12 protein-coding genes are annotated in these 15,439 nt (G+C 45.8%); 6 read left to right on the top strand and 6 right to left on the bottom strand.

The window, feature by feature from the left end:
• Positions 1-88: 88 nt before the first annotated feature.
• From AB6D58_RS04630 to ebgR, 3 genes are all read right to left on the bottom strand, one after another.
• Entirely contained in the window at positions 89-541 is a 453-nt protein-coding gene (locus tag AB6D58_RS04630) for a beta-galactosidase subunit beta (RefSeq protein WP_372156551.1), read from the bottom strand.
• Positions 542-544: 3 nt separating this feature from the next.
• Positions 545-3,676, bottom strand: a complete 3,132-nt coding sequence (gene ebgA / locus AB6D58_RS04625) for a beta-galactosidase subunit alpha (protein WP_372156549.1) — start codon at positions 3,674-3,676, stop codon at positions 545-547.
• A gap of 324 nt (positions 3,677-4,000) precedes the next feature.
• Positions 4,001-4,984, bottom strand: coding sequence for a transcriptional regulator EbgR (gene ebgR, locus AB6D58_RS04620; protein WP_372156547.1), 984 nt, complete (start codon positions 4,982-4,984; stop codon positions 4,001-4,003).
• A 393-nt stretch (positions 4,985-5,377) separates the two neighbouring features.
• Here ebgR and galE point away from each other — a divergent pair, with 393 nt between their 5' ends.
• The 4 genes from galE (at position 5,378) to galM (ending at position 10,376) form a co-directional block, all read left to right on the top strand.
• Positions 5,378-6,397, top strand: coding sequence for a UDP-glucose 4-epimerase GalE (gene galE / locus AB6D58_RS04615; RefSeq protein WP_372156545.1), 1,020 nt, complete (start codon positions 5,378-5,380; stop codon positions 6,395-6,397).
• Between the two features lie 340 nt (positions 6,398-6,737).
• Positions 6,738-7,790 (top strand): UDP-glucose--hexose-1-phosphate uridylyltransferase, encoded by a 1,053-nt coding sequence (locus AB6D58_RS04610; RefSeq protein WP_017069513.1) that lies wholly within the window; start codon positions 6,738-6,740, stop codon positions 7,788-7,790.
• Positions 7,791-8,024: 234 nt separating this feature from the next.
• Entirely contained in the window at positions 8,025-9,185 is a 1,161-nt protein-coding gene (gene galK / locus AB6D58_RS04605; protein WP_372127825.1) for a galactokinase, read from the top strand.
• A 111-nt stretch (positions 9,186-9,296) separates the two neighbouring features.
• Positions 9,297-10,376, top strand: coding sequence for a galactose-1-epimerase (galM, locus tag AB6D58_RS04600; RefSeq protein WP_372127826.1), 1,080 nt, complete (start codon positions 9,297-9,299; stop codon positions 10,374-10,376).
• A gap of 219 nt (positions 10,377-10,595) precedes the next feature.
• On the opposite strand, the gene AB6D58_RS04595 is transcribed toward galM, so the two are convergent.
• The gene (locus AB6D58_RS04595; RefSeq protein WP_017066816.1) at positions 10,596-11,594 is read right to left on the bottom strand and encodes a substrate-binding domain-containing protein; all 999 of its coding nucleotides are present in this window, start codon (positions 11,592-11,594) and stop codon (positions 10,596-10,598) included.
• 197 nt (positions 11,595-11,791) lie between these two features.
• On the opposite strand from AB6D58_RS04595, the gene AB6D58_RS04590 reads away from it, so the two are divergent.
• A complete protein-coding gene (locus AB6D58_RS04590; RefSeq protein ID WP_017060796.1) occupies positions 11,792-12,124 on the top strand; it encodes a tRNA-binding protein in 333 nt (110 codons plus the stop codon).
• Between the two features lie 46 nt (positions 12,125-12,170).
• On the opposite strand, the gene AB6D58_RS04585 is transcribed toward AB6D58_RS04590, so the two are convergent.
• Positions 12,171-12,725, bottom strand: coding sequence for a gamma-glutamylcyclotransferase family protein (locus AB6D58_RS04585; RefSeq protein WP_017060795.1), 555 nt, complete (start codon positions 12,723-12,725; stop codon positions 12,171-12,173).
• A gap of 287 nt (positions 12,726-13,012) precedes the next feature.
• Here AB6D58_RS04585 and AB6D58_RS04580 point away from each other — a divergent pair, with 287 nt between their 5' ends.
• On the top strand, positions 13,013-14,197 hold the full coding sequence (locus AB6D58_RS04580) for an NnrS family protein (protein WP_372156541.1): 1,185 nt from the start codon (positions 13,013-13,015) through the stop codon (positions 14,195-14,197).
• A gap of 67 nt (positions 14,198-14,264) precedes the next feature.
• Here AB6D58_RS04580 and AB6D58_RS04575 read toward each other — a convergent pair whose 3' ends face one another.
• Complete coding sequence (locus AB6D58_RS04575; protein WP_017069510.1) at positions 14,265-15,272, bottom strand: adenosine deaminase; 1,008 nt, start codon at positions 15,270-15,272, stop codon at positions 14,265-14,267.
• Positions 15,273-15,439: the final 167 nt, after the last annotated feature.

Here is a 15,439-nt window from a genome sequence, read left to right as displayed (position 1 = left end):
GTAGGGAAGAAGCACAGAGGTTTTGTTCAGTCTATTTGAGCCTTGAACGGCAAGGCTCAAACGCGCTGTGAGTTAATAGGGTTATTGCTTACTTATTAAGGAAGTAACCGTCTTCAATGGTCACTTTCAGCACCACCTTGCGAACTCGGTTATCACCGTGGAAGCGGTAAGCTTTGCTGTTATCAAAGATCGCCACTTGGCCTTCAGATAACTCACGAGTTTCACCGTTACCCAGTAGGTGTTCACGGTCGGTTTCATCGCTGTAAGCTTGGGTCTGTTCAAGTTGAGACTTATCTGCAAACTCAACCGTTTCACGACCATCCAAGTAGTAGTGCACATCAAAGTAACGGCGGTTACCGGTGAAGTTTTCTGTGTTACGAGCCACGCCGTCTTCAATCATGTAAGCCAGTGAGTCACCAATGGAATACATCACGCCATCTTTGATGTTGCCGATGTTTTCAATCGCTTCTACACAGCGCTGCCATTTACGACCGTCGCGGTAAACGACTTTAAATTGCTCTAGGTTGTCTAAAACGATCATCGCTTATGCCTCGTTCTGTTGTGGTTGAGTTGCTGGCGTATTCGCCGTGAAGAACTCGTCACCAAAGTTGTGATTGATTAGGTGTTGTGCGTCGCAATCGCCTGCTTGGAATGGAACCAGAGTTAAGCCGTAGCGGAACTCGTCCATGTAAACTCGGTAAGAGTCGAGCACTTCGCTGCCCCAAGAGTTTGAACCTAAGCCCATCACTTGGTGATCTAGGTTTAACGTGATGTAACCGCTTTTCTCTAGCTCAATGGTGTGTTGTGCTTGGTGCAGGTTTTGGTTGGTGTAGAACCATGCGCTGAAGTTGATTTCTTGCTGTGGTTTTACTGCAATACCATTACCCGCGCGGCTTGAAAGCGCAGCCCAACGAACGTGTTGGCGGTTGCCGTTGTTCTGTGGGAACGGGTAGTTCTCGAACATGTCTGCAACGGTTGATTGGTACACATCAATCATGTTGGCTTGCTTGCTGTCTTGGTAGTTCTCTTCAGGGCCGCGTCCGTAATATTGGACTTGGTCGAAGTCGCCGTTGATGCCCATATCAAAACCAATCACAGGAATTACATGAGGGTACTCACCGTAACGTTCGCCGCTTAGCTCAACGTTCAATTGGCCTTCAGCATTAACTTGGTAGCGATATTCACAACGCATGCCGAAATCGAATACTGGTGGAGCAATGATGCTGGTGGTGGTGATCTCTACCTTGCCATTTACCTGTTCAACGTTAACGCATTCAAGGTCAATGCTACGGAAGTGCTCCTGCATAATTTGCAAGTGTGCAGGCTCCCAGTAACCATCGTGCTCTTGTTTATGGTTATCGATCATTGGCTTGAAGAAGTTGATTCGTGGTTCTGACTTAATCATCTCTTCGCCATTGACCAACCATGACGTCAGCTTGCCGTTCACTTTCGAGAAGTTCAGTGCGAAGTTGTGGCCTTTGATTAGGTAAGCTAAACGAGACTCTTCCACATTCAGTGCTGTCGCATTGTTGTTAGTGAAGGCTTCTAGCTGTGCTGTGTTCTCTTTCACTTGGAATTGATACACCGCGATGTCGTGGTTCGCTTCGCTGTAAGGCGTACGAGAATCCTTGCGCACGGTAAAGTTCACAAACACTTCGCGCTCATCAAGTTGTGGCAAGTTAAGTGTCAGTTCACGGCTCGAGTTTTCTGCCAGTTCTTCAATCTTGATGTGTTGCACAGCAATGGTTTCACCTTCAGCACGGATTTCCGCAGTGATGGTGTAGTCATCGATGTTTGAGAACCAAAGTTTGTTGTCTACCGTGAAGGTGCCCGTTTGTGCATCGAAATCGCGAAGCTTCACTGGGGCAATCACTTGCTTGTACTCTTTCAAGCCAGGGCCTGGCGTTTGGTCTGGGTAGATCAAACCGTCCATGCAGAAGTTGTAGTTGTTCGGGTAGTCACCGTAGTCACCGCCGTATTTGTAGAACTCTGTGCCTGCTTCATCACGCGCTAGAATGCCGTGGTCACACCATTCCCAAACATAGTGACCTTGAATTGCGTCATGCTTGTAGAACACGTTTTGGTATTCAGTTAAACCACCCGGGCCGTTACCCATTGCGTGTGCGTATTCGCAGATGATGCGTGGTTTTTCGTGTGGGAATTCACCGAAGGCATTCATCAGTTGAGCACGTGAGTACATGGTTGAAATGATGTCGACTACTTCAGCATCACGGTCTTCTTCATAATGAACCAGGCGCGTGTCATCAATTGCTTTTGCTGCATCGTACATAGAGCGGATGTTGCAACCGTAACCAGACTCGTTACCTAGCGACCACATGATGATAGAAGGGTGGTTCTTCTGAGCGTGGATATGACGTTCGATACGTTCAACAAACACCGCTTCCCATGCGGCATCGTTAGTGATGCGGCTTAGGTCGCCAACGTTAGCAAAGCCGTGAGTTTCAACATCGGTTTCGCCCATCACGAATAGGCCGTAGATGTCACACAATTCGTAGAAGCGTGGGTCGTTCGGGTAGTGCGCTGTACGTACTGAGTTGATGTTGTGTTGCTTCATCAGTACTAAGTCTTTTTCTACGCGATCCATGCCCACAGCACGACCTTTCAGGTGGTCGTTGTCGTGACGGTTCACACCGTGCAACATCACGTACTTGTTGTTGATGTAGAACAGACCATCGCGAACTTTAATATCACGGAAACCAACGCGTTGTGGAATCACTTCCAACACCTTGCCGTCAGCGTCTTTCAGCGTAAGCAACAGTTGGTATAGGTAAGGGTTTTCAGCGTTCCATTGAACAGGGTTCACGACATCGATAGAGAATTGAGTATCTACATTGCCACCAGTCTTATGATTAGGGACGGCTAAGCTATCTACAGAGCCTTGGGAGATAACTTGGCTGCCATCAAGCAATGCGTACTCAAGGGTTGCGTTTACCGCTGCTGCTAGGTTTTCTAGTTCCACTTTGCACGACAGAGTAGCGCTTTGGTAAGCGTCGTCGAAGTCAGTGCGAACGGTAACGTCTTGAACGTGCAGCTGTTCTTTGCCCACTAGGTAAACGTCACGGAAGATACCGCCCGTCCACCACATGTCTTGGTCTTCAATGTAGGTTGAATCGGCCCACTGCATCACACGAATAGAAAGTAGGTTGTTGCCTGCTTTTACATGGTTAGAGATATCGAATTCAGCGGTGAGGCGGCTGCCTTTGCTGAAACCGACGTATTCGCCGTTTACGTAAACTTCGAAATAAGTTTCAACGCCATCAAATTTGATGATTGTTTGCTTCTCGTCCCAGCTTTCGCCAAGGAAGAAAGAGCGTTGGTATGCACCGGTTGGGTTGTCTGATGGTACGAAAGGCACATCAATTGGGAATGGGAAACCTTCATCTGTGTATTGAAGATCGCCGTGGCCTTCCATTTGCCACATGTTTGGAACCGTGATGTTTCCCCAGTCGCTCATTTCCTGAGAATAGAACTCTTCAGGAACCAATAGCGGATTGGTGAAATAGCTGAAATTCCATTGGCCACTCAATAGTTGGAAGTGGCTGCTCAGTTCACGCTGAAACGTTTTTGCATTTTTTTCTGATGCGTACGAGAAGAAGTATGCACGCGGTGCCATACGGTTCTCATGTAAGTTCAGGAAGTTTTCCCAGTTGTTCACGTTGCCTCTCTCTCGGTCTGAATGCAGTTTGCTGACCGACGTTCTTATGCGTAATTGGGTCGTAGTGAATACGAGTATTTTTGGATTGAGGTAATTATCAGTAAAAGTTTTACTAAATGAAAATGGTGAAAACGTTTTACTTTAACTTCATCACGTTTTTTATGGTCTTTTTACGGTGCTGTGTGATCCACTTAAAAGAATGCTATTGGCTGATTTATGTAGCAGATTAAAGAGGGGGATACGTGGAGATTGATGTATGTGACGGGCACAAAAAAGGCCACCTTCAACAAAGGTAGCCTTTATTTATCTACTTGATATATTTAATTATTTTGTTGTATCGCGCAGCTTGAGTTTGCTTGGTACATAGACACGTAGTGGGATGGTTCGGCCGTCGCGTACTTTCTCAATCAGCAGATTAATGCCTTGAATTCCCATCAATTCAGAGTGAATACGAACCGTTGATAAAGATGGGAAGGTAAATTTAGCTGTTGGGATGTCGTTTACACTGATCAGCGCAATATCTTCAGGGATGTTTAATCCGTGCTCATGAACTGCTCGTAAAACGCCAATTGCGATGGAATCTGACGCAATAAACATGGCTTTAGGGTAGTCGCCCGTCGCGAGCATCTGTTTTGCAAGCTTGTAACCTGATGAGCTAGAGAAGTCACCACGGTAGATGTCTTGCTCACTGACAACGTTCTTGAGGCCACCATATTCAGCAAAAGCGACTTCACGAATATCAGGGGTATTGACGTCGTCTTGGCCACCAATAAAGCCGATGCGCTCATAGCCTTGGTTGATAAAGAAGTTGGTGATCTCTTTGCTGATCAAAGCCAAGTCGATATCGATAGAGTCATAAGGTTCTGAGTGATCGGTAAAATCGACATAACAGATATTATCGCTCAGCTTTTTAGCTTGCTCGATAACCTCTGGTGTCATTCTACCCACCAACAAAACACCTGTGATTGGTGCTGAATTGATCTGTATTTTACTTTCATAACAGTTGGTTAGCTTAACTTCCATCTTTTCACATTGGGTTTCAATCCCGTGGCGAATCGATAGATAGTAAGGGTCGTTAACTTCCGCTTCTTGCTTGTAGTTATACAGTGCTAGGAAGTGATGGTTTTGTTTTTTACTGCTAACGGTTTTTCGTGAGCTGCTGGTTTTGTATTCCAACTTCTCTGCAATTTCAAAGATACGCCTTTTGGTCTCTTCCTTGACGCTTAATGTTGGATCTTCATTGAGAACCCTTGAAACTGTAGCCAATGATACATTCGCTTCAGTCGCGATATCTTTTAACGTTGCCATACTCACTTCCTGTTATTGGAACATTGCGCTGCTTTGAAATTGGTATTTAGTAAAAAAGCAATGCACCTCTTTATTCTACAGACCTATTGTAATCAAACTGGACGTCATTGCATTAACTTTTAGTAAAATAAATGCTCAACTCATCTGTGATATCTCAAATCTAACTGTCTATAATTATCTTATTAAAATTCAATGAATTAGAGGTTAACAGCTATACGTTCTCTCTATGTCATGATCAGTTCCAATGATGAAAGTTAGTGTAAACGTTTACACTTCGTGGTTTTGATCACAGAATTATAGTCAAAATGGCTGCTACTATTTCTGACATACGGTGCTACTGAGCTGAATGTCAGTTCGAGTTAGCCCACGAATGACGACAAAGAGAGGTTGATTGTGAAAGTACTGGTTACGGGCGGCATGGGTTACATCGGAAGTCATACATGCATTCAAATGATACAGGCAGGTATGGAGCCGATCATTGTTGATAACCTTTGCAACAGCAAAGAGCTAGTGCTGAAACGAATCGAATCGTTAACTGGCAAGCGACCAACGTTTTATCTTGGCGACATTCGTGACCAATCTTTTCTAGATGGCGTGTTTTCAGAAAACGATATCCAAGCGGTGATTCACTTTGCTGGCCTGAAAGCGGTAGGGGAGTCGGTGGCTAAGCCTTTGGAGTACTACGATAACAACGTTAATGGTTCACTAGTGTTAGCTCGAAGCATGAAGAAAGCGGGCGTGAAAAGCATCGTATTTAGTTCTTCGGCTACCGTTTACGGTGATCCAGAAGTAGTGCCGATTACTGAAACTTCACCAACTGGCGCGACAACTAACCCTTATGGTCGCAGCAAATATATGGTGGAAGAGTGCTTGAGCGATCTGTTCAACGCTGAAAACGACTGGAGCGTGACTTTACTGCGCTACTTTAACCCTGTTGGTGCACACCCATCAGGCACCATGGGAGAAGACCCACAAGGCATTCCAAACAACCTAATGCCGTTCATCGCACAGGTTGCTGTAGGCCGTAGAGAGAAGCTTTCTATCTTTGGAAACGATTACCCAACACCGGATGGAACTGGTGTTAGAGACTACATCCACGTAATGGATTTGGCTGATGGCCACGTAGCAGCATTAAAAGCCGTGGGCGAGAAAGCGGGCTTACACATTTACAACCTAGGTACGGGCAAAGGCTCAAGTGTACTCGAGATGGTTGAAGCCTTCGCAAAAGCATCGGGCAAACCGGTTCCTTATGAACTTTGCCCACGCCGCGCAGGTGACATTGCCGAATGTTGGGCAAGTACTGAAAAAGCAGAACGCGAGCTTGGCTGGAAGGCGACGCGTAGCGTGATGGAGATGACGGCGGATACATGGAACTGGCAGTCGAATAACCCACAAGGCTATTCCCCTTCGTAATTGAAGCCGCAGCGTTGTTAGCTGCGCTTACCAATTCCAATTACATAGAAGATCTATGCTCATGGATATTGGAAATCTTGCTGCCTAGCTGCAACTCCAATTTCTTTGGGGAAGGCAAAGACAAGATATGAGAAAAGAGAGATTCCAGATATCTCGTGCCTTTATTCTGGAATGACGGATGAGCATAAGGCTATGAAGTGGTGGCCTTTGCACAAATAGCACAACGAGATTACACGTCATTCCCTACAGCGAGGCACGAGCGTGATAGGGAATCTCCTTGTAGAAGAATTATTCATCTTGGTGAATTGACCAAGACACAAAATTTGAGAGCAATCTAAACATGTCAAAAGTTGAATTTAACCCAGTAGACCACCCGCATCGTCGTTATAACCCATTAACGGGTCAGTGGATCTTAGTATCACCGCACCGAGCAAAACGTCCTTGGAGTGGCCAAGATGAAAAACCATCGACTGCGCAGCTTCCTGCGTATGAGAAAGAGTGTTTCTTGTGCCCAACCAATACGCGTATCTCGGGCGACGAAAACCCAGATTACGACGGCACTTATGTATTCAGTAATGACTTCGCGGCCTTGATGCCCGATTCGCCTGACGCTCCAGAGTCTGAAAACCCTCTATTCAAGACTCAAGGTGTTCGCGGGTTGAGCCGCGTGATCTGTTTTTCTCCGGACCACAGCAAAACGCTGCCAGAGTTACCAGTAAACAAGATTCGCGGTGTTATCGACACATGGAATGAACAGATTGAAGAGCTAGGTAAAGACTACCTATGGGTTCAAGCGTTTGAAAACAAAGGCGAGACCATGGGCTGTTCTCAGCCTCATCCGCACGGTCAGATATGGGCAAACAGCTTTTTGCCCAACGAGATTGAACGCAAAGAGAAATTGTTAAAAGAGTACTTCGAACAACAAGGTTCGAATCTTTTAGTGGATTACGTTGAAGCTGAAATGAAAGACGGCTCTCGCACTGTGGTTGAAACTGAACATTGGATTGCGGTGGTGCCTTACTGGGCGGCGTGGCCATTTGAAACCATGTTGCTACCAAAAACGCACATTCGCCGTATGAGCGAACTGACTGACGAGCAGCGTGATGATTTAGCGCTTGCGATTAAGAAGCTGACCAGTCGTTACGACAACTTGTTCCAATGCTCATTCCCGTACTCAATGGGTTGGCACTATGCGCCGTTCTTTGAAGAAGGCACGGACATCGATCACTGGCAACTGCATGCGTTGTTCTACCCGCCATTGCTACGTAGTGCTTCGGTTCGCAAGTTCATGGTCGGCTACGAAATGTTGGCTGAGTCTCAGCGTGATTTAACCGCAGAACAAGCAGCGCAGCGTCTGCGTGATTTGAGTGACGTTCACTATAAAGAGCAGTAATACGTTGCTTCGTAGATAACAAGCGAGATTCCTGATATCTCGTCCCTCGATTCTGGAATGACGGCAGATGAAAAGCCCATAAGTTTAAGAGCTTAGAAGCTTAAAAGTTTAGTCGCTGATGTTGTCATTCCCTACCGTGAGCGACGAACGATATAGGGAATCTAAAAGAATTAAAGTGGTGCCGTAAAGGGGCCATAACCAATTGAACAAAGAGTTTAACCAGAGAGTTTACTTATGTCTGACCTAATCCAAAACGTGAAAGCATCTTTTGAGCAAGTCCTTGGTTACCAAGCGACTCATATTATCCAAGCACCAGGTCGTGTGAACCTGATCGGCGAGCACACTGACTACAACGATGGTTTTGTTCTACCGTGTGCCATTAACTACCAAACGGTAGTCGCCGCGGCTAAGCGTGACGACAACATTGTTCGCGTAGTATCAGTGGACTACGGTAATGCAGTCGATGAGTTCGATTTAACTCAAGAGATCACATTCCAACAAGACAAGATGTGGGCTAACTACATTCGTGGTGTGGTGAAGTGCTTAAAAGGTCGCGGCTTTGAATTTACAGGTGCAGACATCTCTGTAACGGGCAACGTGCCTCAAGGTGCAGGTTTAAGTTCTTCTGCGGCGCTGGAAGTGGTGATTGGTCAAACATTCAAGGTGCTTTATAACCTAGAGATCAGCCAAGCTGAAGTGGCGCTAAATGGTCAGCAGGCCGAAAACGAATTTGTGGGCTGTAACTGCGGCATCATGGACCAAATGATCTCTGCAGAAGGTCGCGCAAACCACGCGATGCTTTTGGATTGTCGTAGCCTAGAGACTCAAGCGGTTTCAATGCCAGAAGATATGGCTGTGGTTATCATTAACTCAAACAAGAAACGCGGCTTAGTCGACAGCGAATACAACACACGTCGTGAACAGTGTGAAGAAGTGGCGCGCATCTTTGGTGTTCCGGCACTTCGTGATGTGACCATTGAGCAATTCAAAGCGAAAGAGTCTGAATTGGATGAAATGGTCGCGAAACGTGCTCGTCACGTGATTACTGAAAATGACCGTACTGTTGAAGCGGCTCAAGCTCTACGCACTCATGATATGAAGCGTATGGGCGAGTTGATGGCTGAATCGCATGCATCAATGCGTGATGATTTTGAAATCACGGTGAAAGAGATTGATGCGCTGGTTGATATGGTCAAAGAAGTGATCGGTGAACAAGGTGGCGTGCGTATGACTGGCGGTGGTTTCGGTGGTTGTATTGTGGCATTGGTTCCACCTGCATTGGTTGATGAAATCAAAACAACCGTTGAACAGAAATATCAAGCGGCGACGGGGCTAAAAGAATCTATTTATGTGTGCCAAGCGAAAGACGGAGCAGGCTTAGTTGAAGTAATCTAACGGCTTCGAGACTTAATATAGAGCTTACCAAGTAAAAAGATCATGGTAGGCCAAATGCTAAAGCCTTTACTTCAGGTAGAGGCTTTTTACTGGCACTAGAAGGAATTTAGAATGACACAAGAGCAAAACCTGCATCAATCCATGGCGCAGACTCCAGCCTATGATGGCCAACCCGCTCAGTTAGTGACGCTATCAAATACGCATGGCATTCAAGTGACATTCATGGATATTGGTGCAACATGGTTGAGCTGTATCCTGCCAGTAAAGGGAAACAAAAGAGAAGTGTTGTTGGGTGTTAACTCAATGGAGAACTTCGATAAACAAGCCAGCTATATGGGCACAACCGTTGGCCGTTATGCTAACCGCATTGCTAATGGTCGTTTCAAAATTGATGGTCAGAATTACAAGCTGGAAACCAACCAAGCGGGCAATACCTTACATGGTGGCCCGAACGGATTTGATAAACGCCGTTGGAATATTGCCGAGCAAACCGAAACGTCAGTGGTGTTCAGTCTAGAGTCTGCTGATGGCGACCAAGGATTCCCGGGGAATTTGAATGTGTCGGTGCGTTATGACATCACCGAAGACAATCGAGTTTCCATTAATTACTCTGCAACCACAAACAAGCCGACCGTAGTCAACCTAACGAATCATGCGTACTTCAATTTACTTGGTGCAGAAGCCGGCCACGATTGTTTGTCACACATTGTGAGCATCAACGCCAATCAGTTTTTACCGACCAACTCGGTGGGTATTCCGTTAGGTAACCTTAAATCAGTGAAATCGACCAGCTTTGACTTCAATCAGCCTATGATGATCTCAGAGCGTTTGTTGGGCGATGAACAGCAGAAAGCAGCAAAGGGTTACGACCACTCTTTCTTATTGGCTGATGGCTGCAAACGCACTCAATGCGCCGCGACCGTAACCTCACCGGATGCGCTCGTCACACTAAAAGTATTTTCAACCAAACCTGCGATGCAGTTATACACCGGAAACTGGCTTGGTGGCACACCAAACCGAAGTGGTGGCAGCTATGAAGACTACGCTGGTTTGGCGCTAGAAACCCAGTTCTTACCTGACTCTCCTAACCACCCAGAGTGGAAGCAGGACAGTTGTATTCTCAAGCCTGAACAAGAATATAACTACAGTACCTGTTACCAGTTTGAATTTTCGGGGGATTCTTCAAACTAGTACGCTCTAGCTCAAAGCGGTTACGTCAATATCTTTTGTTTGTGAATAGGACGATGTGAATTATCGCGTTGTTCTTGGGGGATGAGCAAAAGTGGCGCTCAACAAGAGTGCGGTTTATTAAGCGCAATTGTTGAGTATCTGAGTAAGGTAGGAAAGCCCTAACAGAAGCGATTCTGTTAGGGCTTTTTTTTGTTTATTGCTTGATGAGTCGACCAGAACCTAGACTTTCTCTACCGAATTACGGCGTACCAGAGTTGGAGAGAACATCATTGGTTCAGTTGAGGTGTTTTCACCTTTGGCTAAGTGCAACGCGAGTCGTGTCGCTTTCTCTGCCATCATCTGAATCGGGTAGCGAATAGTGGTGAGCTTTGGATGAACATAGCGGGCAATCAAACCATCATCGAAACCGATGATCGACATTTTGTCTGGCGCTTGAATACCGTTTTCATCAAGGACAGACAAAGCACCAGCTGCCATGTAATCGTTGTACGCCACAATGCCAGTGATTGGCAGTGACTTAGTCAGAAGGTTAGTCATGGCGTATTCGCCACCGTCACTGGTCGGCGCTGAGTATTCAATATAGCTGTCAGAGAGCGCTATTTTGTAATCTGAGAGTGCCGCTAAGTAACCTTGGATACGCTCATCGGCATCTTCAATGCTATGCGATGAGGCGATACAGGCAATGTTCTTATGGCCATGGCGGATCAGATATTCCGTCGCAAGATACGCACCTTTTTTGTTGTCTAAGAAAATACAGTGGTTGGCAATCTCAGCAATATAACGGTTGATCAGTACTAAGCCTTTGACCTCTTTTGCATAGGCAATCAGTTCTTCGTCGGTGAGGCCTTTAGAGTGGATCACCAGGGCGTCACAACGGCTGTTAATCAGCAATTCAATCGCTTGTCTCTCTTCTTCACGATCGTGCGAGCCATTACCGACAAGGATATGTTTTCCGTTCTCACGAGCGACATTGTCGACAGCCTTAACCAGCGTGCCAAAAAAGGGATCGGAGATGTCACCGACCAATACACCAACAGTGTTCGTGCTTTGGCTTACCAGCGCTCGAGCATTGGCATTCGGTCGATAGCCAAGTTTAGACATCGCTTTAGTTACAGACTCTACCGAGCTTGCACTCGCCTTGGGAGACTTGTTGATCACTCGAGATACGGTTGCAACAGAAACACCAGCTTCCTTTGCTACATCTTTAATTGTTGCCATTTTTAACCTCTATACATTGCTTCATCTATTTAACACCGACAATGATAGTAAGGCAACGAAACTCTCATTTTACTTCCAGTAATGAGATCTTTACCGCTTGTAATTATTAGGCTTAATGCTAGTGTAAACATTTACATTTTACTTAATTTTAGTAAATGATTTAATGAGTGAAAATAAACCAATATAGGAAGTGAGAAATGGATACTGTCTCTTATGGTGACTTTGCTAAGTTAGAAATGCGTGTGGGTAAGATCATTGAGGTTGTGCGTCATGAAAACGCCGACAAGCTTTACATAGTGCAAGTGGATGTTGGTGACAAGACACTGCAAACGGTGACCAGCCTAGTCCCTTACTACACAGAAGAAGAGTTGATGGGTAAGCAGGTTGTTGTTTTGTGCAATCTAGCGAAGGCGAAGATGAGAGGCCACACTTCTGAGTGCATGTTGCTTTGTGCAGAAACGGAAGATGAATCTGAAAGTGTATTGCTAACACCTGAACGTGCGATGCCAGCAGGTATTCGTGTCGTTTAAGCTCACTTTAGGTTGGTGAGTCAATGTGTTCACCAACCTAAATCAACTAGCTGCGTACAGTTAGTATCAAGCCATCAATCACACTGTGATGGTGATCGGAAACCCCAGCAAGGTTGCCGTATTTAGGCTGGTGGCGATCATTTTCTAATGGGTGATGCCAACCTTGTGTGTGTTTAACGAAGTGCGCCGCAAAGCTTTCAGACACCTCTAAACATCCTGCTAATACCGTATCGACGTAGGTTTGAACGATAGGGCTGTTTTCGCAAGGTGCTTCAATCTCGTCTTTGATGTAAACCCAGATCGGTTGATCCTGTTTGAATTCATCTTGGCTTTCTATCTGAGAGGCCTTTAATTCGATACGGTGATAACCACGCTCACGGCGATCAAACTCAGCCAGTGCAATATCATCCACCTCAAGCAACACACCATTCACTTGTCCTTCGCCAAGATTGACGATCAAAGGTGATAACACATAGCTGTCATCGATCTTGCTCCAATGGCGAATTAAGCCATGAACAATCGCAGGGATCGCTTGCCCTGTCTGACCGGTAAGCTGGCGTGAAGATGAGTTGATTAAGCTGCCATAACCAAAAATATACATCGCATTCCTTGTCTGAGTTGTTCCATTTAAGTCTAGTCTTACTATATGTGGCGAGATACCAAAAGTCAGTAAGTTTCTATTTATACATCTATAGGTCTTTATGACTCTTTTGGTTGTGTTTTTTTGACTTGTTATTGGTTGGTGAATCTCGTGAGTCGCTGTTTTTACTGGTTTTATCTAATTGGCGCGTTTCATGCAATATGATCTGCATATTGCATCGGATTTGATGCACACTAAATATGGTTTAGGTAATACCTTGGCCGCTTATCTGAGAATTAGGAGCGAGTTTGTTAAATATCACAGATAAAAGTGTAGAAGACGCGATTCCAGCCTACCTGCGTTTAGGCTTTCGACCTTTCTTCTTTTTAGGTAGTCTCTATGCCGTGATTGCGATTGTAGCTTGGGTCATCATGTTCCAAAACGGTCAGCCTGAAATGCTAAAAGTACCGGCGCTTTGGTGGCATGTACATGAGATGCTGTTTGGTTTCTCAATGGCGATAGTGGTCGGTTTTGTGTTAACGGCAGTACAAACGTGGACGGGTGTCAATGGCACCAAGCATTATCGATTAGCTGCGCTAGTCGGTTTGTGGCTCGCACCTCGTATTCTGTTTTGGACACCCGCTCCGTTATGGCTGATCTCGTCGGTTGAGGCGCTGTTCTTAATCTTCGCCGCCTACGAAATTGGTTTCCGAGTCGTGAAGTCGAAAGGCTGGAAGAATCTATTCTTTGTGCCACTGTTTATATTGGCTATCGTGGCGAACTTTGCTAGTTACGCGACCATTAAGGGGATGCCTCCATTCCCATCGTCTGCAGTTTGGCAGGCTATGTTGTGGTGGTTTACCTTGCTGTTATCAGTGATGGGTGGGCGAGTGCTCCCATTCTTTACAGCGCGTCGTTTTGATTTCGAAAAAGCGCAGCCCTTGGTTTGGTTGGAATGGTTAGCCAATCTACCTTTGGTTGGCTTATTTGTGTTGAGCTTCTTCCCATTGACCTTTGCTCAAGTCGGCAATGAATTGATGGTATTTGCAGGTGTGACACAGTTGGTGCGCTTTATCCGCTGGAAGCCTTGGACAACACTATCAGAACCCTTGGTGTGGTCGCTGCATGCGGCTTACCTATGTATCCCTCTCAGCTTACTGTTACGCGGTTTGCTAAATAACCCGTTCGCGAGCCATAACATGCTGCACCTGTTTGCGATTGGCGGTTTGAGTGGGGTAATTCTGGCGATGATCACGCGCGTGACAATGGGACATACTGGCCGTGCTATCTATAAAGGGCCAAGTATGGCTTTGGCGTTCTCGGCTATATTTATCGCGGCACTCGTTCGTAGTTTAGGTGTGACATTCTTCCCGGCGTATTTATTTGAGATGGTCAATATCAGCGCGGGTTTATGGACGTTAGCGTTCGGTCTATTTATCTGGAAATTTGGGATGATGCTGTTAACGCCAAGAGTGGATGGTCACCCGGGCTAAGCCAATTAGTTATCTATTGATATAGATAGGGAAGCTCAGAGCTTCCCTTTTTGATCTTGATAACTCATTAAGTACTCGCAGCAAGGTATTGGCGTACCTGTGTGATGAGATCTTCCTTGGCGTGAGGCGAGATAAAACTGGCTTCGATGGCATTAATACTGAACTGCGCCAATTCGTTTTTGGTCACTGGGTGAGCATTGGCGACGGCGAGGAAGTTATCATTCATATAGCCGCCGAAGTAAGCCGGATCATCGGAATTGATGGTGACGCACAGCCCTTTTCTCAGCAACTCGACGATGTTGTGCTCTTGCATGGTCTCAAACACCTTGAGCTTGGTATTCGACAGCGGGCAGACGGTCAGTGGTGTACGTTTTGCTATTAGCTGTTCCATCAACTCTTCATCTTCTACACAGCGAACGCCATGATCAATTCGGGTAATGCCTAGCAAGCTCAGTGCGTCGCTAATATTTTGTGCTGGGCCTTCTTCTCCGGCGTGCGCGACAGTCAGAAAGCCTTGGTTGATCGCTTCTTGGAATACATGTTTAAACTTCTCTGGTGGATTGCCCTGTTCTGATGAATCTAACCCAACGGCAATGATCTTATCTTTATAAGGAAGGGCTTGTTTGAGTGTTTCAAAAGCGCTGTCTTCATCGAGATGACGCAGAAAGCACATGATCAGTTGGCTGCTGATACCAAGCTCTTGCTCCACTTGATTCAAAGCTCGAGTAATCCCGCCAACGATGACTTCAAAGTCAATGCCGCGTTCAGTGTGAGTCTGAGGATCGAAGAAGATCTCAGTATGAACCACATTATCTTGCTGACACTTCAACAGATAAGCCCACGTCAGGTCGTAGAAATCTTGTTCATGAATCAGTACGTTTGCACCTTGGTAATAGATATCGAGAAAGGATTGAAGATTGTGGAACTGGTACGCGTCTCGAACTTGGTCTGGGGTCTCAAAGGGAATCGACAGGTTATTACGCTTGGCGAGTTGGAACATCAGCTCTGGCTCTAATGTGCCTTCTATATGTAAGTGCAGCTCAACTTTGGGTAAATTTTTGATGAAGCTATCCATAGCAACTCCTTAGCTATTTTAATTATGAGCGGAGTAGGTGAGACAGTAGAGTCTATAAACCTGAGCAAGCAGGTATCTCTTTCATTTATCTTTGTTTGAGCATAGTTCATTTCATTGTTATCGATAAAATAGGATAGAAGTTGATGGTGAACCGAGAGTTATGAACC

The sequence above is a fragment of the Vibrio sp. 10N.239.312.D08 genome (assembly GCF_041466145.1).
Classification (GTDB): domain Bacteria; phylum Pseudomonadota; class Gammaproteobacteria; order Enterobacterales; family Vibrionaceae; genus Vibrio; species Vibrio crassostreae_C.
Note: the sequence above shows the minus strand (reverse complement) of the source record. Positions and strands in the feature narration are given on the sequence as shown.

What these genes read in the sequence shown, in the direction of transcription:
- AB6D58_RS04575 (WP_017069510.1), bottom strand. Translation starts at nt 15,272, where the DNA reads ATGGATAGCTTCATCAAAAATTTACCCAAAGTTGAGCTGCACTTACAT.
- AB6D58_RS04630 (WP_372156551.1), bottom strand. Translation starts at nt 541, where the DNA reads ATGATCGTTTTAGACAACCTAGAGCAATTTAAAGTCGTTTACCGCGAC.
- AB6D58_RS04595 (WP_017066816.1), bottom strand. Translation starts at nt 11,594, where the DNA reads ATGGCAACAATTAAAGATGTAGCAAAGGAAGCTGGTGTTTCTGTTGCA.
- AB6D58_RS04590 (WP_017060796.1), top strand. Translation starts at nt 11,792, where the DNA reads ATGGATACTGTCTCTTATGGTGACTTTGCTAAGTTAGAAATGCGTGTG.
- galM (WP_372127826.1), top strand. Translation starts at nt 9,297, where the DNA reads ATGACACAAGAGCAAAACCTGCATCAATCCATGGCGCAGACTCCAGCC.
- galK (WP_372127825.1), top strand. Translation starts at nt 8,025, where the DNA reads ATGTCTGACCTAATCCAAAACGTGAAAGCATCTTTTGAGCAAGTCCTT.
- ebgR (WP_372156547.1), bottom strand. Translation starts at nt 4,984, where the DNA reads ATGGCAACGTTAAAAGATATCGCGACTGAAGCGAATGTATCATTGGCT.
- AB6D58_RS04610 (WP_017069513.1), top strand. Translation starts at nt 6,738, where the DNA reads ATGTCAAAAGTTGAATTTAACCCAGTAGACCACCCGCATCGTCGTTAT.
- AB6D58_RS04585 (WP_017060795.1), bottom strand. Translation starts at nt 12,725, where the DNA reads ATGTATATTTTTGGTTATGGCAGCTTAATCAACTCATCTTCACGCCAG.